20 protein-coding genes are annotated in these 21,879 nt (G+C 45.8%); 12 read left to right on the top strand and 8 right to left on the bottom strand.

Annotated elements, in window-relative coordinates:
• The first annotated feature begins 246 nt into the window (after window positions 1–246).
• The gene (locus ACFI6L_RS11630) at window positions 247–1,266 is read left to right on the top strand and encodes an outer membrane beta-barrel protein (RefSeq protein WP_462574049.1); all 1,020 of its coding nucleotides are present in this window, start codon (window positions 247–249) and stop codon (window positions 1,264–1,266) included.
• Between the two features lie 41 nt (window positions 1,267–1,307).
• Here ACFI6L_RS11630 and ACFI6L_RS11625 read toward each other — a convergent pair whose 3' ends face one another.
• Window positions 1,308–2,684, bottom strand: a complete 1,377-nt coding sequence (locus ACFI6L_RS11625; RefSeq protein WP_462574048.1) for a S8 family serine peptidase — start codon at window positions 2,682–2,684, stop codon at window positions 1,308–1,310.
• Between the two features lie 351 nt (window positions 2,685–3,035).
• On the opposite strand from ACFI6L_RS11625, the gene ACFI6L_RS11620 reads away from it, so the two are divergent.
• Genes ACFI6L_RS11620 through ACFI6L_RS11610 form a run of 3 tightly spaced genes read left to right on the top strand, consistent with a single transcriptional unit; the run spans window position 3,036 to window position 4,895 of the window.
• The gene (locus tag ACFI6L_RS11620) at window positions 3,036–3,533 is read left to right on the top strand and encodes an RNA polymerase sigma factor (protein ID WP_462574047.1); all 498 of its coding nucleotides are present in this window, start codon (window positions 3,036–3,038) and stop codon (window positions 3,531–3,533) included.
• The gene (locus ACFI6L_RS11615) at window positions 3,530–4,384 is read left to right on the top strand and encodes an anti-sigma factor (RefSeq protein ID WP_462574046.1); all 855 of its coding nucleotides are present in this window, start codon (window positions 3,530–3,532) and stop codon (window positions 4,382–4,384) included. The genes ACFI6L_RS11620 and ACFI6L_RS11615 overlap by 4 nt, the downstream gene beginning before the upstream one ends.
• Window positions 4,374–4,895 (top strand): CC0125/CC1285 family lipoprotein, encoded by a 522-nt coding sequence (locus ACFI6L_RS11610; protein WP_462574045.1) that lies wholly within the window; start codon window positions 4,374–4,376, stop codon window positions 4,893–4,895. Before ACFI6L_RS11615 ends, ACFI6L_RS11610 begins: the two co-directional genes overlap by 11 nt.
• A 157-nt stretch (window positions 4,896–5,052) precedes the next feature.
• Here the strand turns inward: ACFI6L_RS11610 and ACFI6L_RS11605 are convergent, their stop codons facing one another.
• The 3 genes from ACFI6L_RS11605 to ACFI6L_RS11595 form a co-directional block, all read right to left on the bottom strand.
• On the bottom strand, window positions 5,053–5,244 hold the full coding sequence (locus ACFI6L_RS11605) for a CsbD family protein (RefSeq protein WP_014951177.1): 192 nt from the start codon (window positions 5,242–5,244) through the stop codon (window positions 5,053–5,055).
• A gap of 201 nt (window positions 5,245–5,445) precedes the next feature.
• Window positions 5,446–6,219 carry a siderophore-interacting protein gene (locus tag ACFI6L_RS11600; RefSeq protein ID WP_075177244.1) on the bottom strand — a complete coding sequence of 258 codons (774 nt, stop codon included), beginning with the start codon at window positions 6,217–6,219 and terminating at the stop codon, window positions 5,446–5,448.
• A gap of 489 nt (window positions 6,220–6,708) precedes the next feature.
• Entirely contained in the window at window positions 6,709–7,872 is a 1,164-nt protein-coding gene (locus tag ACFI6L_RS11595) for an MFS transporter (protein WP_462574058.1), read from the bottom strand.
• Window positions 7,873–8,961: 1,089 nt separating this feature from the next.
• Here ACFI6L_RS11595 and ACFI6L_RS11590 point away from each other — a divergent pair.
• From ACFI6L_RS11590 to ACFI6L_RS11560, 7 genes are all read left to right on the top strand, one after another.
• On the top strand, window positions 8,962–11,565 hold the full coding sequence (locus tag ACFI6L_RS11590; protein ID WP_462574044.1) for an efflux RND transporter permease subunit: 2,604 nt from the start codon (window positions 8,962–8,964) through the stop codon (window positions 11,563–11,565).
• A gap of 1 nt (window position 11,566) precedes the next feature.
• Window positions 11,567–12,457 carry an outer membrane lipoprotein-sorting protein gene (locus tag ACFI6L_RS11585; protein WP_462574043.1) on the top strand — a complete coding sequence of 297 codons (891 nt, stop codon included), beginning with the start codon at window positions 11,567–11,569 and terminating at the stop codon, window positions 12,455–12,457.
• Window positions 12,458–12,485: 28 nt separating this feature from the next.
• Entirely contained in the window at window positions 12,486–14,099 is a 1,614-nt protein-coding gene (locus ACFI6L_RS11580; RefSeq protein ID WP_462574042.1) for a hypothetical protein, read from the top strand.
• A gap of 27 nt (window positions 14,100–14,126) precedes the next feature.
• On the top strand, window positions 14,127–14,333 hold the full coding sequence (locus tag ACFI6L_RS11575) for a YgaP family membrane protein (RefSeq protein ID WP_462574041.1): 207 nt from the start codon (window positions 14,127–14,129) through the stop codon (window positions 14,331–14,333).
• A gap of 150 nt (window positions 14,334–14,483) precedes the next feature.
• On the top strand, window positions 14,484–15,065 hold the full coding sequence (locus ACFI6L_RS11570; RefSeq protein WP_014951170.1) for a DUF3299 domain-containing protein: 582 nt from the start codon (window positions 14,484–14,486) through the stop codon (window positions 15,063–15,065).
• Between the two features lie 5 nt (window positions 15,066–15,070).
• Complete coding sequence (locus ACFI6L_RS11565; protein WP_462574040.1) at window positions 15,071–15,517, top strand: hypothetical protein; 447 nt, start codon at window positions 15,071–15,073, stop codon at window positions 15,515–15,517.
• 15 nt (window positions 15,518–15,532) lie between these two features.
• Complete coding sequence (locus tag ACFI6L_RS11560) at window positions 15,533–16,261, top strand: DUF3299 domain-containing protein (protein WP_168532798.1); 729 nt, start codon at window positions 15,533–15,535, stop codon at window positions 16,259–16,261.
• Window positions 16,262–16,279: 18 nt separating this feature from the next.
• On the opposite strand, the gene ACFI6L_RS11555 is transcribed toward ACFI6L_RS11560, so the two are convergent.
• The 4 genes from ACFI6L_RS11555 to ACFI6L_RS11540 form a co-directional block, all read right to left on the bottom strand.
• Window positions 16,280–17,077, bottom strand: a complete 798-nt coding sequence (locus tag ACFI6L_RS11555; RefSeq protein ID WP_061486764.1) for a 5'-nucleotidase, lipoprotein e(P4) family — start codon at window positions 17,075–17,077, stop codon at window positions 16,280–16,282.
• A 62-nt stretch (window positions 17,078–17,139) separates the two neighbouring features.
• Complete coding sequence (folE2, locus tag ACFI6L_RS11550) at window positions 17,140–18,066, bottom strand: GTP cyclohydrolase FolE2 (RefSeq protein WP_075177252.1); 927 nt, start codon at window positions 18,064–18,066, stop codon at window positions 17,140–17,142.
• A 95-nt stretch (window positions 18,067–18,161) separates the two neighbouring features.
• Complete coding sequence (locus tag ACFI6L_RS11545; protein ID WP_230633809.1) at window positions 18,162–18,638, bottom strand: MerC domain-containing protein; 477 nt, start codon at window positions 18,636–18,638, stop codon at window positions 18,162–18,164.
• 71 nt (window positions 18,639–18,709) lie between these two features.
• Entirely contained in the window at window positions 18,710–19,345 is a 636-nt protein-coding gene (locus ACFI6L_RS11540) for a ZrgA family zinc uptake protein (RefSeq protein ID WP_230633810.1), read from the bottom strand.
• A 90-nt stretch (window positions 19,346–19,435) separates the two neighbouring features.
• On the opposite strand from ACFI6L_RS11540, the gene ACFI6L_RS11535 reads away from it, so the two are divergent.
• Complete coding sequence (locus ACFI6L_RS11535; protein ID WP_423083359.1) at window positions 19,436–21,844, top strand: TonB-dependent receptor; 2,409 nt, start codon at window positions 19,436–19,438, stop codon at window positions 21,842–21,844.
• The last annotated feature ends 35 nt before the right edge of the window (window positions 21,845–21,879 follow it).

The raw sequence follows: 21,879 nt of genomic DNA, 5'->3' as shown, positions 1-21,879 counted from the left end.
AAAGGCCTAAACCACTAGGTGGGCGTAGAGCAATCTTGAGCTAGCACGTTAAATAGCCACCTTAAAGTCTGAGTGCGGCTTGTCTAAATAGAAAGGCAAGCCGTTATTTAAGGTCTAGGCTGCAGGTGCGAATACACTGCCTCGCTATCGTGCATTCCTTAAAGCGAGCACCTCAAGTCAAATCTCACGTCTCTCCTTAAAAACAGCAATCGCTAAGTTTCACTTTCTCTGTGGTAGGTAACAACAATGAATACGCAAATACTTCAACACTCATCAACAACAAACAACCTTATTCGTGGCGGCCGCAAATGCCTATCGCTGTCCGTGGCAGCTGTTTTACTCGGTAGTAGCGCTGCTTATGCGGGCTCTGACAGTCACTCGCACAATGATGAAGATGCGAATCATACAAACGCAAAACACCAAACGATTTCATTCTCAGGGTCTGGCTATCTAGGGTACCGCTCTGATAGCAATGTGAGCGTTAGCGAGCTCGACACGAATTCAGATGTGGCCGACGACGCGGTACAGTCAGAAGCTCAGCTAAAGGTGCTGGTGAAGCCCACAGCGAAATGGGAAAATGTACTGTCGGTAAGTCAGGCGAATACCAACTATCAAACGCTAAGCGAGTTCGATCTTGGCCTTACCACACTGTCCGCTAGCACCAGCTATGCGTTTGACTTCGCCAAACTAGGAGCGCACTACTATCACGCTAGCGCTGAGCTAGACGGGCGTGACTTCCTCACCTATCAACAATCTGGATTATCTGTCGGAAAATTGTTGGGACAGCGCACTTACTTACGTGTTAGTAGCGAACTTATCGATAAACAATTCGAGAACACGCCTGAAGGTGCCCCAATTCGAGATAGTGAAGCAGCTGCTGTGCGCAGTGACCTATTTTACTTCTTCGAAGGGGAAGACTTCTTCCAAATCGCACTTAAGTATCAAAATGAAGATGCCCAAAATAATGTGTTCGATTACACCGGTATTGGGATGGATCTAGCGTACACCTATCCTCTAGCGGTGTTTAGTAAACCCTTGAAGCTTACGGTTGCCTATCAATTAGATGTAAGAGATTACGCCTCAGAACAAGATGGAGGTATAGGCAGGGAAGACGACAGACACGTTGTTGAGATGAGTGCCGATTACGCCATTCACAACAATGTTGATATTAAACTGTCAACGCAATATGGAGACTTTGCTTCTAGTGTCGATGGCGCAAATTATCAAGAAACCATTGCTGAGTTAGGCATTAACGTTCATTTTTAGTGGGCGTTAATATAAATTCTATAATGAACAGCACGCTTAATTTAAGGCAGCACACCAAAACCGAATACGCTGTCTCGTCCGGGAGCCCCTGCATCTAAAGCTAGCTGCTGAAGTTTCAACAAGGCAGCGTTCCTTTCTTGTTTTTCGCGCAAAAAGCATGCATACAAAGCGGTGGCGCGCGGTGAAGCCATAGAGGTTCCCGTTTGCCTGATCGTTTTTCCATTAGGATGTGCGGCATCTACCGACACGCCAAACGCAGCAAAATCGACGTAATCCCCTTGGTTTGCCCACCGGTAAATTACATTAGATTTATCAACGGCCGTAATGCCCAATGTTTCTGTATAAGCCGCGGGGTACAAGGGTAAAGAGGCTGGCCCCTCGTTGCCCACCGCAGCAATGATTTGAATACCGCTCTTATCCAATTGATTTATGACCCGCGCTAAAATAGGGTTGTCGGGACCTGCAAGACTCATGTTTATGGCGTCTACCTGCTGTGATGCAAGATAGTTTAAACCTTCAATTAACGACATCAGCGTAGCGCCTTGGCTAACACTATTACGCGAATAAAACACACTGGCGTTAAACACCTGGCTAGACTTTGGCAACGACGCCGCCAATAGGCTGGCTACTGCGGTACCGTGGTCTGACGAAAAGGCAACGTCAGTTTCGCTGCCCGCATTGCCATCTTGCTCCTGATTTCGATCTTGATTATGACCAACAATAAAAGACGCTTGCGTTAGATTAACGTGTGAGAGCAGTGGGTGATTGGACGCTACATGAGTATCAACCATACCAACGCGCAGGGGGGTTGGACAGGTTTCCAGCTTTTCACTGCTTATATCTTGAAAAGACCCGTTCGAAGTGGGCTTGGTCTGTGATAAATAAATATGATTTCGACCAATTTGAGACTGCAAATTATGGGGCAAACTGTTGCGAATAGACGACACATCATCCTCATCTCCTGTGACTTTAACTTTAAAAAGCCACTGAGAGAGCGCGGGCAAAAACTGAGCTTTTTGTATTTCAATATTGGCACCTTGAAAGTGTACTTTGTCGGCTTCTTCTCCTAGGAATAGCCACTCTTTTTCGACAGCCAGAAAGCCATTTTCAACCGTTACTTCATTAACAACCACTTGGCCTGAAGTCGATAAAATAGTGGTTGCTGCAGGAGCGATAAATTGGGGGGCAGGAATGTCGCTTAGTACGCCCGACGCCAATGTTGATAAGTCTCTGGCGCCTTCGATAGATGATTGTGCTTTTCGTCTTGCTTCCTCGCGAATGGCGTTTAGGTCGGAGGAGGTTCTGTCAATTATCGGACGCACAGGAGACACCACTTGATTCAATGTTCCTGCTAGTTGGGCTTGTGATATTGGTGCCGCAATCAAACTCAAAATCGCCACAATGAGTGTGTACTTCATTTTACTACCTTTACGTTAACGTTGGGGCAGATCGGTGCCTAAAGAAGGAATGGCATAAATTGTGCCATAGCCTTCTATTAGAAGCCTGTGGTCCATTGTGCACAAACGTTGTTCTAAATGTGTGCTAAAGGCGAACAGGCATTTACCACTACCTTACAGTGTAGTAACGATTAGACAGAAGAAAAATTCCAATGCGACCCTTTAGACTGTTAAACATTCGCCTTGTCTAGATGGCTCACAGACCGCTGCAATACAGTGCAGTAAAAAATAGGTCTTAGAACGTGGAATAAAAACAAAAGTGGCTCGTTAACAGGGTAGAGATAACGGGAAACCTCACAAAGGTACATGAAAATGAAAGATGAGTTGACTGAACTCGTCCCGTCATTGCGAAAGTTTGCATATTCGTTGACGGGTAACATGCATGATGCTGATGATTTACTTCAGAACACGCTTGAACGGCTATTGAGTAAACCGCTTCCTGAGCAAGTTACATTAATGGCTTGGGCATTTAGAGTGTGCCGCAACTGTTGGATAGACGAATACAGAGCGAAGAAAGTTAGAACCAATGCGACTGATGCCCTTTCCTATGAAGCGCAATCGGCGAATAGCTGCAATGACATAGATGACGCTATAACGCAGACAATTACGCTCAAACAAGTCTCAAGCGCTATGGATGAGTTACCCTGTGAGCAAAGAGAAACCCTTTCTTTGGTTGCTGTACAAGGGATGAGTTACGCGGATGCTTCTGAAGTGTTGCAGGTACCGACGGGCACTATTATGAGCCGTCTTGCCAGAGCGAGAGCAAAAATATCAAACTTACTAACTGGTCAAAACGAGGTGCTATCGTGATCTTAACTGACGAAAAACTCTCAGCATTTTTAGATGGAGAGTTAGATACCGCTGAGATGGATCTGGTTCGTGAAGCGATAGCGCACGATGTTACCGTCTCTGACCGACTCGCCGCACTTGCAGAAGTGGATAGAGTTGTGAAGGTGGCTGCTGAAAAAGCGACAGCAGTGGCGCTGCCTAAAGAAATCGTGGCCCTTTTGAGTGATGAAAAACCGTTAAGCCAGGCAAGCGGCGTACAGGCATCTGATGCAAGCTTAGCCAGCGTAAGCGCTGCAAATCAAAGCTCCGTAAATCAAAGCTCTGCGGAAAACGTTAAGCCGTTTCCAAAGAAAGCGAATTCAACTAATAGTGCGCCACATAAACAAACGAAGTGGAAGGGGCCTTTTGCAATAGCTGCGAGTGTGGCGGTATTAGCGGGCTTAGTGTTCTTTAATCAACAGGGCGCTGAAACAACGCAGCCTTCTCATTGGGCGAGAGTATCATCGGTACTCGACAGTAACCTAACTGGCGAAGCAACAACTTTTGATTCGGGCGTGACGGTTACGCCGCAGTTGTCTTTCGTAAATACGGAGTTTAACTACTGTAGACAGGCTGAAGTCGCATCGAAAGATGAACTAAATGTAATGATTGCTTGTAAAGATAAGCAAGGTGCGTGGCAGCTTGCCGCTAGCAAATTGGACGAGCTAGGTGAGAATGCAGGTCAATATCAAACCGCCACTAGCGCTAAAGTAATAGAAGAAGAGTTAGACAAAATGATGGCGTCTGCGCCATTAAACCGAGAGCAAGAGAAAAACGCAATTGAAGCAACTTGGCTAGCTGACAAGGCCGAAGGAGTAAATGATGAAAACTAAAATTATGTTAGTACTTGCGGTATTAATTATGGCGGGCTGCGCCAGTCAACCGGATTATAGACAGGCCAAAGAAGGCGGCTTTGGCTACACGGAAAGTAAGTTGAGTGATACCCAATATCGTGTGCATTTCAAAGCGAAGGGATCTGATAAAGGCAAGGCGATGGATTACGCCATGCTCCGTGCTGCCGAGCTTACGTTATTAGAAGGTTACGACTGGTTTGTAGTGACTGACCGAGAGACCTTAGTAGATAAGGAGACCGTGCAAACCACACCTACCGCAGGCTTTAGCCAGCGATATGCACGGGTTACCGAATGCGGTGTGCTCACTTGCAGAACGTCCTACCACCCTACTACCCAATTCGAAACGGGTGTATTTGTAGGGGGCTCTCAGCAAAGTGAGATCGAAAGTATCTTGAGCATTGAGATAGGCAAAGGTACGCGCCCAACGTCGGCAACGAGCTTTGACGCAAGGGAAGTTCGCGATAACTTACAGCCTAAGACGGAAGAGTGATAAAAAATCAAAGGGCATAACCTCCCTTGACTTTGACACAAATAAAAAGGGCCGCTGCATTATGCAGCGGCCCTTTTAGTAGCAGTAAAGATTAACAATACAGTGATACCAGATTGTTATACTGCCAGTGTCTTAATTCATATATTGAAGACGGCGATTAATTAAAATAACCATCGACCTCTTTTTCAGCTTCGTCACGGCTTTTGCCATAAGCTTGTTGAATCTTACCTACTAGTTCTTCACGTCGACCGTCAATTACATCTAGGTCGTCATCGGTAAGTTTGCCCCACTTTTGCTGCACCTTACCTTTCATTTCTTTCCAATTACCTTCAATACGATCACTGTTCATAACTTGCTCTCCTTATCCAAACAATTGGTTGAAAAAACTGGCGGAATAATTGGCCAGTTATTTTCTTAGCAGCAAATGCTGTTCCATTGTGTAGGTGCATGAAAGTATTGAATTTGTTGTTTATGAAAATTCTGCCGTACAGTTGTTTTTTATGCAGAATTTACAAGTTCTTGCAAAGCCTACATGAAGCATAGTCATCAACTAGGCCAATGTTTTAGCATACGCTTCACTGTCCTGCCTTTTTTCTATTTTATGTTGATCTTCGCTGCGGCCTTTCTTCCAGTAGCTGCTAATGTAAATATTCTCGTGCGCCACGGATTTTTCGTCCTTGAGCCATGCCCGAATCGCCCGCATATCAGAAAATTCACACGCCACCCAAACTGTGGGGTTTCCGTCGAGCCAAGTTAACTGGTCAAGGCGGGAAGGTAAAGATTGCTCATGTTCCCATATCACCGTTACTCCTTCGGGCTTCTTAAGTGTAACCGCATCCTTTTCGTCTTCAATTTTAATCACGGCGTAGCCTTTGGTTTGCACAGGAAGCTCGGCGAGGTGATTTCTAATACTAGGAAGCGCTGTCATGTCGCCAGCCAACAGTATCCAATCATATTGCTCGCTGAGCCCCTTACTAGAACCGGGCCCTGCGAGCGTGATGATGTCGCCAGGCTTTGTACTTGTCGCCCATGCCGACGCAGGGCCAGTTTTACCACCATCGGCATGGATAACCATATCCAGAATCATTTCAGGCTTCTCTGCGTCAAAGTGCGCAACCGTATAGGTGCGCATTGCCACTTGGCTTGTATCTGTGGGGCGTTTCAGCGGGTTTCCTTCTAGGTCGAACATAAGTTTAATATACGCACCTGCAGTAACCGAGGGAAAGGTAAGAAGGTCTTCCCCACTAAGGTGTACACGCTGCATATTTGGGGTAATTCGGACTGATTGGGTGACAATAGCTCTGCGAGGTTGCGGTTTAGACATTAGCTTACTCCTGTGATCTTGAGTAGCCATTCTATTTGGAAATAATTCTCATTTCCATTTCTAAAGGTGAAATGATCAGGATTGTTTAGTTCTATTTTTTAGATTAACTGACCGGTCTTGAGAGAAACTAATACAAATAAAATAGATAGGTGTACGTTGGATTAGCACTATAACAATAAGCGAGGAATACGCACTGGAAAAGGAAAGATTAGAGCAAAAGAAAAGGGGCTAAAAAGCCCCTTAAAAAACCACAACATAACTTGGAAAACACATTTACACACCACAAAGACGCACACTCAACGACTTCATGTATAAGTTAAGATAGCCTAATTATAAAAAGGTTCCGCTTTTTTAAAAATAAAAGGTAAAAAAATAGATACCTTTGAAATAGGCGTATTCCTGTCACCTGTCAGGCTGACATTAATTCACTAAGGCCTGTTTAGCTTTGATGACGAATTGGGCCAAATGTATAGCAACGGTTAACAGGCCCTAGCCAACGTGTCTTATTCTTCGCAATGTTATGTAGACGACGCACGTGGTTGCTGCGATTAGCGCTGACGCTATAGCGAACGGAAGCGCGATATCCAGTTGGTAAATGAAAGCTGCCAGTGGCGGACCTATTACGTAGCCCATGGCAGTCGTTGCTGTGATTAACCCAGTGATTGTGGCTTGTTGAGCGGGGGCGCAGTAGGTCGTTGCTGCAGCTGCCAAAGATGGGTAGGCCATTCCCATACCTAAACCCATTAATGTCATGGCCGCATAAAGCATAAATAACGAATGTTGAAGAAAGAGCAGCAAGTAGGCTAAGCCCAATAGCGGAAGCGCGATAGTGATCATCGCTTCTTTGCTTATTCGGCCTTTTTGTACCCACCCAAATTGGGCTGTGAGAGACGCGGCAGCACTGACCATCATCGCGAAACCCACTTGCCGAGCAGCGTCTACGGGTGAATAGTCGTAAAAATCGATAAAAAAGAAACCCAGTGATTGCTGCATCATCGCCATTGCGCAAAATACACAAATACATGCAGCGACGAATACATAAGGTACTTTGCTAGGCGCTTGGTTATTGTCGCTAGTCTGCTGAGCGTTTTTTTGCTGAGACAAAGGCGGCAGAACAGGTAGCTTAAAATATACCAATGTAAGCGCCAGTAAGGTTAGCAACACGATGCTGTACAACGGTGCCAATAAGCCAAAACCGACTAAAAGCCCAGCGTAGGCGGGCCCCACAATTTGCCCTACGTTGCTTGCAGAGGTGACTTTGCTGATTGCACTTACTCTACTTTGGGGCGTACTGATGGCGACGGCGTAACCTACAGCAGAAGGCGGAGTTGCAGACATAATGGTTGATTGCAGACTTCGGCTTATCAACAATGCCAAAAACAAATTGGTGCCGCATATAATGCCAGAAAATCCTGCCATCCATGCACTAGCGAAGGCAAATGTGCCCAAGCTATAACCCGACAGACCAACCATTAAAATACGTTTAAAGCCCGCACGCTTAGCGACCTTGCTCCACACATTCGTACCGAACGCAAAGATAAGTGCAGAGCTAGACATAATAGTGGCAATGTGGAATTCAGAAAGGTTCGCCTGTCGCCCCATTGAAGGGAGTGTGGTAAGCATAACGCTTTGGCCAACAGACGTAGCGAGCAACGCACAAAAAAGAACTCTAAAAACGATAGTAGATGCAGACGGCGAAAGCACGCAGGTAGCCCTTTTGGTAGGCGATAAAGAAACAACGCAATTTTATCACAAATGAAGATAAAAAAATGCCCGCCAAAGGCGGGCCAAAATCAGAGGTATGTAAAGGCCGGGATGGGCCTTTGAGGGGAGAGGGTAGTCGTCGGATGACAACTCACTAATAACATCGACGACATTACCAGTGTCCTCACTATGGTCTCGCTGAAGCAACACACACGTACATTCAACGAATCCAAATTGGGTCAACAATCCCTTGCTGCACGAGACATCACTGTCGGTGCTTGCGATGTAGGTACTCAGAGCTTGTTTGCAATCCTTATGAAACAAGTGCCTTGCATCCTGCGAGTTTAATTAGGTTGTCTTTTACCTAACCTCATCATCGACCAGCAATTTAACGAATCTTCTACAGACATCCATTAGCTACAATACTGACACATCCGTTTTTCCTTGGTGACACACTCCATGCACTTCCCATGTCGTCACCTTCAGTATTTGTCATCTACGCAATTTGGCCTCTCCGTCGCTAAAGCTATCCTAGCTACAAACTGCGTTCTGTATTTATCCGTTAGTCTAATGTATGCGTGATCTGTGCCAAACCTTAAATTCAATTTAGAATAATTTTAATTTGCTGATTTTTAAAGATTATTTTTATTTTTGGACAGCGGGTAGCTCGTATTTGAAAAACTAAGGTTGAGTAGGTATGTAGTTTTTTCTCGGTGGTGTGTAGCGTTTTACAAACACTTTTCTTTTCTCTGTGTTACTCGTCGCATTGCTCTTGATCTTTTCTAAAAATACATTAGATTATTTATATATTAGAAATATCTAATTTAACACTGTGTCCCATAAACGCTGTGGCCCATAAATGTACCCATTGTTTTTGCTAACGCAGGTAGGCGTAGTGAAATGTTCTTCAGAGCAAAGGTCATGGTTTGTGAAAGTGGAGCGCCACTCAACACACCAAGGAAACACAGTGGATGGAGTTAACCCAGTCGTATCACGATTAGAGGGAATCAATGTATTTCCTAGTAGGAGTTCATAGCTATGTTCACGGCAGTTATTGAAAAATTACTGTTCCTATCTACCCAGAAAGGTAAGTGGGTTTATGCCGCTTTACTGTTGGCTGTTGTCTTTTGCGCTTATCAAATGCGGCTAATTACGATAGATACCGACCCAGAGAATATGCTTGAAGCCAATCATCCTGCCCGCGTCTTTCATAACGATGTGAAGCATACTTTTGCTATGCACGACGCGATAGTGGTGGGGGTTATAGCATCACCGGCCAATGACACAGCCACTGATAATGCTGCTTTAAGTACCAATAAAGGCATCTACACACCAAACAACCTGCAAGCAATAAACGGTGTTACCCAGCAAATATTAAACACTGAGGGGGTTATTGCTAGAGATGTCATGTCGTTCTCAACAGTGGACAATATTACTCAAGGTGACGACGGTGAGCTCAAGTTCTCTTGGATGATGTCACAAGCCCCATCATCGCAAGAGGAAGCAGATTACATTGCCAATGCTATTGCACGCCTTCCAATGTTACAGGGGAGCCTGGCTTCCTCATCACACAATGCTGCGGCTATCTATGTGCCCATTAAAGATAAAAATGAGAGCTTCCGTATTGCGGAAGACATTCGTGCATATATTGGCGCGAATACAACAAACGAAACATTGCAGTGGCACATAACAGGACTCCCTGTTGCTGAAGATCAATTCGGCGTTGAAATGTTTATTCAAATGGCAATTTCAGCGCCAGCTGCGGGACTAATGATTTTTATCCTCCTCTTTGTCTTTTTCCGCAATTTTACGCTGATTACCGCCCCGATGGTGGTAGCAATGGCAACGGTAATTATCACAATGGGGGCGTTAATCGGCTTAGGTTTCACTGTGCACATCATGTCATCCATGATTGCCATATTTTTGATGCCTATCGCTGTTGTTGACTCGGTGCATATATTGTCTGAGTTTTCAGACCGCTATAAACCAGGTCAAAAGGCCGATCAAGTGATTACCACAGTGGTTGAACGCCTATTTCAGCCGATGCTGTTTACGTCGCTGACCTCTGCGGCAGGGTTCTATTCACTTATGCTAACTCCCATTCCACCCGTACAGATTTTCGGTGCTTTCATTGGCTCAGGTATTCTGTTGGCTTTCGCTATTACGCTTACCTTTATACCTGCTTATATATCAAGAATGTCGCCAGAGGCGCTCGCAAAATTGCAGTCTGCACTGCACGCCGATGCCAATACCTCATCAATGAAAACAACATATTTACAGCGATTTGTGCACGGCATTCGCACCCTGGCGCTAAATTATAAAAGGGCATTACTCGTAGCATTCATGGTGATTTCAGCGGTGTCAGTGTGGGGTATTTTCCAAATACAAATTAACGACAACCCTGTGCGCTGGTTTAAAGAAAATCATGAAATTCGCGTAGCCGATAAGGCGCTTAATAAGGAGTTTGCGGGTACGTATAACGCGTACATTGTTATTGAAGATACCCGCAAGCTGAAAAGTGCACGTGAAATACTGCTAAGTGCAGTGTTGCCCCCTACATTAGATGAATGGCGTGAAACAACCCTCGATACACTAAACAATGAAAATGCCGGCAATAATTTTGAGACTCTCGCATTTGCCGTCGATGACGCATTATTCGGTGATCTTGATAGCGACGAATATGACGCTTTAAATCGATTGCTTTCAAGCATTGATGAAATTAAAGGCACAAGCAAAACGTTTCAACAGCCCGATAATGTAGCGCTGCTTTCAGACCTGCAAAATTACCTAAGCACTCAAACGCTGGTGGGTAAAACTCAGTCCCTCAGTGATGTGATTAAAGTGGTTAACCGAGAGCTGCATTCGGGCAATGACAGCGACTACGTGTTACCTAATACTCAGCCGGCGATAGCACAGACGCTCTTGCAATATCAGTCCTCTCATAGGCCTCAAGACTTGTGGCATTTCGTGACACCAGACTATCGTAAAACCTTGGTGTGGCTACAACTATCCAGTGGTGACAACCAAGATATGACAAAGGTAATTGAGTTAGTCGAATACTACTTCGCTCAACACCCACTGCCTGATGGCCTGACATATCAATGGGCAGGTAAGGCATACCTAAATGTGGTGTGGCAGGACAGCATGGTTGCAGGCATGTTAGACAGCTTACTTAGCGCCTTCATTATTGTTTTTGTGATGATGGTATTGCTGCTGCGTTCACTGATACTCGGTGTATTAGCCATGCTGCCCCTTACTATAACTATCACCTTTATTTACGGTGCTATTGGCATTGTAGGTAAAGATTACGATATGCCTATTGCCGTGCTTTCAGCCCTGACATTGGGTTTGTCGGTAGACTTTGCCATTCACTTTCTGGCTAGAGCCAAAGAGATTTACAAGCAAACGGGTAACGTGAGTAAAACGTTTGATGCCATGTTTGAAGAGCCTGCTAGCGCTATTACTCGTAATGCGCTGGTCATCGCGCTTGGCTTTACGCCGCTGCTTTTAGCACCACTCGTACCTTACATCACCGTGGGTATTTTCCTGGCAAGTATCATGTTTATTTCGGCACTCGTTACGCTGCTGGTGTTGCCAGCTGCTATGACGTTGCTTAAACGTTGGGTTTTCAAGGAGGCCTAAAATGCGTATTCCCATATTATCAGTGTTCATGTGGCGTCGACCAAAAATACGAAACCTTCGAAGCATGTTCAGGGGCCTTGTTGCGCTATTACTTATATCGGGTAATGGATTCGCTCAAGCCTTGGCAACCCAAAGCGACGAAAGCAGCAGTAGTATCGATGTTGCTGAAATCGTTAATAAGGCTGAGCAGGCGGCGTACTACGCGGGCAATGACGGACGTTCAATGGCGAGAATGCTCATTGTAGATGAGCAAGGTCGAAAGCAAATGCGTCAGTTTACTATTCTGCGCAAAGATGTGCCGAATGAGGCAGGCGCCGACACCGGCGATCAACGTATGCTGGTTTTCTTTAGCCGTCCTACTGAGGTTGAAGGCACGGTATTTCGCGTTGAGAAGCATGCGGCGCTTAATTCTGATGACGACCGTTGGTTATATTTACCGGCTTTAGACTTAGTAAAGCGAATCGCCGCAGGCGATAAACGTACATCGTTTGTTGGTTCTCATTTCTTCTATGAAGATGTTTCCGGCCGCGCAACAGCGCAGGACAGTTTTGAGCTGCTTGAACAAACCCAAACTCATTATCGCTTAAAAGCGACGCCTAAGGACACAGCGCTCGTAGAGTTCAGTCACTATGTAGTAGAGATAGACAAAGGCACTTACCTGCCCACCTTGATTAACTTTTATAAGGGTGACAATAACTACCGCCGCGTTGAAGCTGTAACTATTGAGACTATACAGGGCAATCCTACTGTGGTGAGAAGTAAAGTGACGGACCTTGTATCAGGTGGCTATACCCTTATGGAATTCAGAGGGATTGAATACGACATAGGTCTTCCAGATAGCATATTTAGTGAGCGTAGCCTACGTGTGCCACCGCAACGCTATATTAAATAACACTATTTTGAAAAAGGAATTTAGCACGGTGCGCTTGCCTAAATTACTAGCTCCATCCATATGGATAACGCTGCCTAGCCAAGCCTATGGTCTTTCTGAGCGGGTTAAAAAGCAATGGAGGGCGCACGCTTTACTCGCGCCGATTATTCTCACCTTTGCGCTCACGGCTGTAGTAAGTCTGCCGTTAAACGCCCAGACGGTGGGTGTTGAAAGCCAACATCAGAAAGACCCATTGAAAAGCGGAGTAAAAGAGCGGAAAGCTAACGTAAACGACGAGTGGGACAGCATGTGGCCTGAGGAGGATAATGTCGAATCAGGTGACGATTGGAGCGATGAGTGGGATGACGAATGGGGCACTGACAGCAAAAGTAAGCTTCGTATTTCTGGTTTCGCCGAGCTCGCCGTAGGAAACCGTTTTTCCCGTGACATGGCTACCGCGTTTGGCAGTCAGAATTCACAAATGAACGAGAGTTTTCAAACTGCTAACGCGCCATCTGTGTTAAATAACAGCACATTGCGCGATGCCAGAGTTCAACTTCGCGCAGATTATGCATTAGACAGTTCCTCCATTTCCAGTAAAGCAGACGTTTGGTATGACGGCGTAACGTCGTCGTGGGAATCACAACTTCGCGAACTGGCATGGCAAGGTAGCTTAAGCAGTATTCTTCCCAGCGCTTTAGTCGGCACAGGGGACTGGGCAAACGCATTTGACATTAAAGTCGGTAAGCAAGTGCTGACCTGGGGGACAGGGGATTACTTGTTTTTAAATGATCTCTTCCCTAAAGATTATCAGTCGTTCTTTGCAGGAAGAGAAGACGAATACCTTAAAGCGCCGAGTAATGCATTAAAGGTGTCGGGCTACACGGATATTGCCAATGTAGATTTAGTCGTCACACCTGAATTTGAGCCTGATATTGGTATTACAGGCGAAATATTTTCTTTTTACAGCCCGCAATTGGATGAAAACATTGCCCCTTCGTTTTCTATTGAACGTGATAATCGCCCACGAGGAAGTGAGCTTGCCTTAAGGGTGTATAAATCTGTTAAGGGGATGGAGATTGCAGGCTATGGTTACACCGGTTATACAAGGCAGCCCACCGCGACAGATTCTCTTGGAAGACCGCGCTACAGTAAAATGAATGCCTATGGCGCAAGTGTTGTCGCGCCTCTGGGACGGGGGATAGCAAATGCGGAATACGTTTTCTACAATAGCCTTGAAGACATGGATGGAAGTGACGGGCAAATAGCGAATGATCAAAGTCGTTTCTTACTAGGCTATAGCCAAGAAATTGCCGCAAATCTTACCGGTGGTTTCCAGTGGTACACCGAGTACTTACACAATGCGGATGGCCTAAATAGAACAGTCTTGTCTTCTGAGCGAGTTCAAGAAAAATACCGCCATTGGGTGACGACCCGTTTAACGTGGTTAGCACTTCGTCAAACACTGACGTTAAATACTTTTCTGTTTTATTCACCCAGCGATAGCGACGGATACCTAAAGACTACAGTGGCTTATTCGCCCACCGACAAGTGGCAAGTGAGAGCGGGGGTGAATGTCTTTTCAGGTAAGGATAACTATACGTTTTGGGGGCAGTTTGAAGACGCAAGTAATGCGTTTATTGCCTATCGATTTTATTTTTAATCTCTTCCAATATTTAAGGATTACGTTATGTCTCAGGAAAAAGCATTAACCGCCTTCGCAGGGCTCATGGTGTTGTTGTCTGTATTACTAACCCATTTTTTTCATGCAAACTTTATGTGGTTTACCATGTTTATTGGCGCAAACTTGTTCCAACAGAGCTTCACTGGCTTCTGCCCAGCAACGCTATTTTTTAAACACGTACTTGGGCTTAAAAGTGAACGGGAGCTAGCGTAATTAACTGATGCTTCACAAATGCGCTAGCAAAGCATTTTCTATTGAGTAATTGGCGCTAAGTAACATTTTGCAAAGATAAACGCTTATCGCAATTCACTACGTTGTGATATGTTATAACATGATTGTTAAATAGTATGTTAGGTCATCTTTGTGAAATTTTCTGTCACGCTTTCTAGCGTTAAATTCGGTTTAATTGCGGCACTATTGGTTTTATTTAGCACGTTAAACCCAACCCAAGCCGCCAATTACGAGGAAATTGACTGGGTAGCTCTTATGCCCGAGGACGATTTGAGCGCGCTTTTAAATAGGCCTGAGTTTTTAAACGATATTGCCGATGGCTCTGCCGCCGACTCTGTCGATGACTTTGCTTCAAAGCAGCTAGAAGATGAACAAGCACAGCGATACCAACAAGCGTTAGTGTCGACGCGAGTGATAGAGGCGTTTGACGGGAAGGCTATCCGCATCCCTGGATTTATAGTGCCTCTAGAGCAAAACGATGAGCAAAAAGCGACGGCTTTTTTCGTCGTTCCTTATTTTGGGGCTTGCTTACACATGCCACCACCGCCGCCAAATCAAATTTTGTATGTTGAATACAAAGAAGGCATTGCAGTTGAGAACTTGTACGACCCTTATTGGTTTGAAGGCACGGTAAAAATAGACAACCACGAAAGCGCACTAGGTACATCTGCCTATTCGTTAGTGCTAGACAGCTTCGCGCTTTACGAGGAGTAACTGATATGAAAAAAACAGTCGTTGCAGCTACCGTTTTATCAAGTCTTCTAGCATTTCATAGTACTGCGTGTGAACTACATGCAGGTATGGGAAACATGCAATTTGGCTTTCAGCACCCCATGATGCAACAGCACTTAGCGGCAGCTAAGGAGCCGCTCATTTCGCTCAATATCGACAGAAAGCGAGAAGTGGCTAAGCTTGAGGCGTCAGCTGTTCCGCTGCGATTTACCATTCCTTCGAACTACAAAGAAGTTAGCGTAGATGTGATGGCAAGTGATGGCGTAACGCTACTGTCGCCGCAGCGCTTTTCTCTGCCGTCTACAAAGGGCGAACAAGCCATTAGCTTTCAGGCACAAGAAGAAGGCACGCACGAACTTGTTCTAAAAGTCTATGCGCTTAAAAAGAATGTGCTGGTAACTTACACCCGCAAAGTCAAAATTTTAGCAAGTTAAAAGCTAGGATAATGTATGAAGCGCGCCACGTACGTTTTACTGGCTTCTCTTATTGCTTTGATTGCATTGGGCGCGCTGGTGGGGCTCGGCCTGAGGGGTAAGCTTGATAGCGTAATTGAGCGCTTTTTCGAGAATAACACGGCGATTTATCAAGACAGCCACAGGTTAACTACCGTTCAACAGTTCCAACCCTTATCGTGGGACGCGCTGTTACCTGACGCCGAAAAGGCGCTGTTGGGCAAGACCCGATCGACTCAAAATCCTCAGCAGAATTTACCCCTTCACGAACAGGTATTTCAGTCTATTCAACGCACGTTTGACGATGAATACCAGCAAGCGCTTATCTCAGTGAATACGGTTGACACATTTAACGGCAAGTACGTCGAACTCAGCGGGTTTATTGTGCCTGTAGAGGCCAATGCACAGCGAGAAATAACGGCGTTCTTCATTGTGCCTTATTTCGGCGCGTGTATTCATTACCCACCACCGCCACCGAATCAAATTGTGTTTGTTTCGTTGAATAATACCCACGAGCAAGGCGGAATTAGAGGAATAGACATCCAGCAGGCGTATACGTTCTCGGGTGAGTTTTCTACCGGGTTGTACGAAGACCCTCAGGGCACATCCGCTTACTTACTGGATGTGGTAGAAATAAAGCCCTATTCAGGGCTGGGAAATGGCATTAACGATGACAACGCTAATCTAACGAACGGCGCTTTCCATATAGAAAGCGACATTCGTTGATTTTACTTTATCAATGGTCTACCAAGAACCATACATGGGGTTTGGCAGAATAAAAATCTCTGTGCCCACTCGTGGCATGAGCAACTCAACGTTGGCAGATTCTTGGGTTACGCCGCCCACATCTTCAATGTTGTCGCCAATTTGCATGATAATAGTGTGAGGCACAGCCCACGTAGACGTCGCGTCTTTAGACGTATTCGAACACGCGATCTTGCCCTGAGTAAGCTGCATTCTGCGCAAGTCTTTGTCATTAACCATACCTTCCTGGCCTACCGCTTCTTTGTCTTCAGCAGTGCGGCCAACAACACAGGTATTACTCGTGGTAAGCGGCAAACCTTGCGCCAAAAGGTTATTCCAGGTGTGACTATCAAGCGCTTTATTGCGATTTGTAATAAGCGCCACCTTGCCATTTCGTGCAACTACTTCATCGATGAAAGCGGCTACACCAGGCACCAGTGTGGCTTCTTCACGTTTTACCCATTCGGCCCAGCTTTGTGAAGAATATCCCAAGCCAGCACTTTCCCGTTCTTTTTGATAGGTGCTATTGTCTAGCACGGTTTCATCAACATCCATCACCACAACATCGCCATTAGCAAAACGCGTAGGCAGCGCTGAAATAGCTTGGCCATACACAAAGCTTGAGAGAACAGGGTACTCTTTGCTGCTGGTTTGGTATATCACGGCATTTGATAGAGTGTGTGATTTTACACCAGCAAGCGGGGTTGATGGCGCAGACGAGCACGCCGCAATAGCTGATACTGCAGCGCCTATGCACGCTGCTTTGCTGATGTAAGAGAGCTTGTTAAGAGATAACAATGTTATTTTCCTTTTATTGTTTCTTCTGCCTACCAGTTTCAACACCCAAATTATGTCTGAATTTATCGATGAACTGGGCCTGATAATTCAGCAATGGCGTCGTGTGCATGCAGACTTTCTTGATGTTCTACTTTTACACGAAAATAGGTAGCTTGGTAATACGTACTTAACGCTTCATGCAGTCGCCTTACCGAATCTTCTACAAACATTAGGTTTTCAGCATTACGCTTGGCAAACGCCTGTTCATCTTCACGCTTAACTGCGGTTTGAAGCGGTGTGCCTAACGCGTTTTCTATCAGGTCAATAATACCAATAAAATCGGGGATCTCGTTGTCGCTTAAATCTAGGGTTATATCGGCAAAAGAACGCTGTGCATGCGCCGTGGCGATGCTGGCTTGTTTAGAAGCGAGCCAAGCGCCCATTTCTTCTACGGATAAACCTTTTCCTTCGAACTGCTGCACAAATACTTCTGATAACGCCTTGCGAGAGAGGGAGGCCGAACAAGGACAAGTACTAGAGTACGGTACTCTTAACTTAAGCTGTGCCTCATAACGTTCAGGTGATCGTCTTACGCAAAGTGAAGCAGGGTACGATTGATATCCTGACATCCTACTTATGAGCGCCGGACGCGACACGGTGAGGTCAAAGTGTAGATTAAGCTGGGCGCTGTTGCTCAGCCCATCTTGAGACTCGATAAGCGCGTTCATTAACGACACAAGTGCCGACTTATGTAAGTCTTGGTTGCTCAAATATCGCTGCAGCAAGCTGTACAATCGAGACATGTGAATACCTTTAGCATTGGGGTGATCTAAACTCACTGTTACATCGACTTTTGCTTGGCTGGCTAATCGCTCACCGCGCTTACCTAGCACGTGCAGAGGGATAGCGATTCCCTGCATACCTACACTATCAATAACAGGAAGTTGCGCAGTGGAATGCTCTTTAGTGACATCGGGAAGTACCGTGTCGGAATGATTAAAACTAGACAAAATAACCTCTGAATGAGACCTCAAAAACGACTTACACCACTAATATTGCGAGCGTCGCTCGATAAGAATTACCCGCTTTTGAGATTATGATGAAACTAATAGGGTTGTGATTGGGTGGTCTCGCGCTCTTCGCAAATAGGCTCCTGCACGCTCGACCTAAGCCGATAGTTAATCAGGTGCGCACCAACGATAATAAACGACGCGATTACCGTGATTGTTACTTCACCATATTCACCTAGTACTTCGTGTCCTAAGCCTACCCATTCAACCAGCAGCGGACTACTTAAAAGTGTTAGGCCAAAAACGCCAGCAAATACTACCCACTTATTTTTGTGATGTAGGTAGCCTAGTGAGAGCGCAAAAACACCGATGGGCAGCACAAAGAACAGCAATATTTGATGGAAGGTTTCATCATTGAGAATTGACACACCTGCCAATGCAGGTATGGAAATCAATAAAATAGGCGTTAATAAACAATGTATTACGCAAAGGGATGAAAGGAGCATAGCGAGCCTGTCTGAAATGAACTGCACTTTTGGCATTGCGCTGCTTCCTTGAGATATCGAATTCATAGTATGTCCGAAAATTGCTATGGCGCACGCACAATGAGTGAAGCTTGCGCCTGAGAGAATAAAAAATCTAACTAGCTGCTTATCAGTAAGGTTGGCTGACTTGGAGTTATCTCTAGTGCGCCTTGTCCTTTGTTGGTTACCCAAATTGCATTAACGTGCTGCAGGCTTGGCCAATGGGGAAACCCTGTCATCTCAATACGCTTTACGGGGCCTTGGCAACTAAGCAAATATGCGACACGAAAATCAGAGTGCGTGTTGCGATGGGCATGGTCTTCGTGTTCACTTTCATGCTCGTCATGCTCGTCATGCTCGTCATGCTCGTCATGCTCGTCATGCTCGTTAGCTACCTCCCATGGGCTTTCAAGTGTGGTATCGAGTAATTCACACGTATTGCTCAGGGTAAAAATATCGTCAAAGCGCTGAAAAACCTTTTGCGTTTCTTTATAACGTTTTTTCTCGCTAGCCGTGGATGGCGCGTATTCAAACCCCAGAACATCAGCAGCAGGCAGCTGCAGCACAAACTGCCACTCACTTCCCGCTTGTAGGATTTGTAGTTTGCCTTCGCCGTGAGTATGAGGCGCAGCATGAACAGCGTTGATACCCATCCCAGCCAAATTCAATCCGACAAAAGTACCTACCTTAAGAAAAGTTGAAGAGGCGCGTAGCGCTTTTTGTGAATTCTTCCACGTAATAGAAATAGTTTTCATTTTTACCTCTTGCGTAAGCGTTACAATATAACATACCATAAAAATAAATATGATACATTATCACATTACACAAATTCAGAGGTTAGAATAATGAAACTGTCTCGATTGGCGTTAGGCTTATCGCTTTCAGCGCCTGCGTTGCTATTAGCATCTCCGTCAGCGCTGGCACAAACACTTTCTGGCACGGTAACTAATGCAGCCGGAAAGCCGCTCGCTAATGCCACTGTTGAAATTGAGGCGCTAAAGCGCGTTACCAGCACTAACGAGCTGGGCGAGTTTACTTTCTCTAACGTAAAGGAAGGCGACTATACGCTTCACATATTCGCCTCTGGCTTCGCTCACTTACATGAGCATGCGCAAGTTCAATCTGACAACGCAGAAGGCGCTAACTTTGTCTTGGCGCGCAGTGCTATCGAAGTGATTGACGTGCACGCCACGCCTATGCATTTATCGGTGATGGAATCGGCCACACCAGTGAGCGTGTTATCTGGCGAAACCTTACGTCGGCAACAAGCGGCCACGCTGGGCGATACGCTAGAAAAATTACCCGGCGTACAGTCTAACTTCCATGGCAATGTTGCGAGCACGCCAATTATTCGTGGCCTTAGCGGACCACGGGTACTGATTACTCAAAATGGCTTGGATGTGAGCGACGTTTCCCGTGTTGGCCCCGACCACGCAGTAGCAAGTGAAGCCTCAACCGCTAAACAAATTGAAGTGCTGCGTGGGCCAGCAACCCTGTTCTTCGGAAGCGGTGCGATAGGCGGTGTGGTGAACGTAGTTGACCAACGTGTGCCCACGTCCACTGAAACGCGCGGTGAATTTGTATTAGAAACGCAAACCGTTAACGACCAGAAACTTGGAACGTTTAACGTGACTACTGGGGTGGACAACATAGCCTTTTACGCTGACGGTTTTTATCGCGATTCAAATGATTATGAAACACCTGTTGCCCCTGACATTGATGACCCGGATGGCGCCCATGTGGTTGAAAACAGTAACGAAGAATCGAATGGGTTTACGTTAGGGACCAGCTATTTATTCGACCAAGGCTATGTTGGCGTAGCGGTAGAGCGATTTGAGCGAGAGTATGGCGTGCCTGGGCACAGCCATGGCGGAGATACTTCGGTATTCGCTGATCTTGAGCAAACTAAGTATCAGCTTTTAGGTGAGTACAACTTTACTAATGACTTTTTGCAAAGTGTTCACTTTAGAGCGGGCTATACCGATTATGAACATGCTGAAGTTGAGGGCGGTTTAGTAGGTACCACTTTTAGTAATGAAACCGAAGAACTTCGCGTAGAGTTATTGCATAAACCCATGGCTGGCTGGCGCGGTGGTATCAGCCTTCATTACAAAGGGAGCGATGTATTTGCTCAAGGCGAAGAAGCCTTTACACCGCCTTCAGAAATGGAGATGTTTGCTGTAGCACTCATGGAAGAGCGTCACTTTGGTGATTTTCTGGTTCAACTAGGAGCGCGAGCGGAAAGCGTAACATTAGACGCATCAAGTGTGCTGTTGCCTGAGCTTGACGCTCACGAGCACGACGATGAACATGATCATGATGAGCATGCTCACGACGAACATGAACATGAAGGCAGCGAGTTCGTACGACAGTTCGCGGTAGATCAAGAGTTTACACCTATATCGCTATCAGCGGGTGTAGTTTATACCATTAATGAAAGCTATAACGTGGGCGTTTCACTTTCCCGTTCAGAGCGCGCCCCTTCTGCCTCTGAGCTTCTTTCTTTTGGCCCGCATATTGGCACCCGTACCTATGAAATTGGCGCCCTGTTTGATTTGTCAGAGGAAGGCGAGTTTGTGCTTTCTCAAACGGCAATCGATCTTGAGACAGCAAATAACATCGACCTAACGTTCAGAAAAACACAGGGTGACGTTGGCTTTGTATTTAATGCTTTTTATAACCAAGTAGATAACTACTACTTCCAAGAAGAAACCGGCTTATTCGCTGAAAGTGGTCATGACCATGATCATGGCGAAGAGGGGCACGGTGAAGAAGAGCATAGCGAAGATGAACACAGCGATGAATTACCTGTTTACCTGTTTGGTTCAGCTGACGCTGTTCTTCATGGTTTTGAGTTACAAGTTGCCTGGCAAACCACTGACAACCTAAAACTCGATTTCTTCGCCGACTACGTTAAAGCCCGCCTTAAAGATGGTGGCGCACTGCCTCGCACTTCACCCATGCGAGTGGGCTCACACGTTGCCTACACGTTAGATAACATTCGCGCAGATCTAGACATCACATATTTTGCAAAACAAGACGATATCTCGACGTTCGAGACTGAAACGGACGGCTACACCCTTGTTGATGCTTCAATCACGTACGACATTCCTTTGGGAGATATTGATTTATCGGTTTACCTGAGCGGTGAAAACCTAACCGACGAAGAAGCGCGCGTTCACACCTCATTTTTGAAAGATATTGCACCACGTCCGGGTAGAAACTTTGCTTTCGGCGTACGCGGTTATTTCTAAGATCAGCTTATAAAAAAGAATTATTGATAGGGATA

The organism is Alteromonas sp. G4i35 (genome assembly GCF_054960375.1).
Note: the sequence above shows the minus strand (reverse complement) of the source record. Positions and strands in the feature narration are given on the sequence as shown.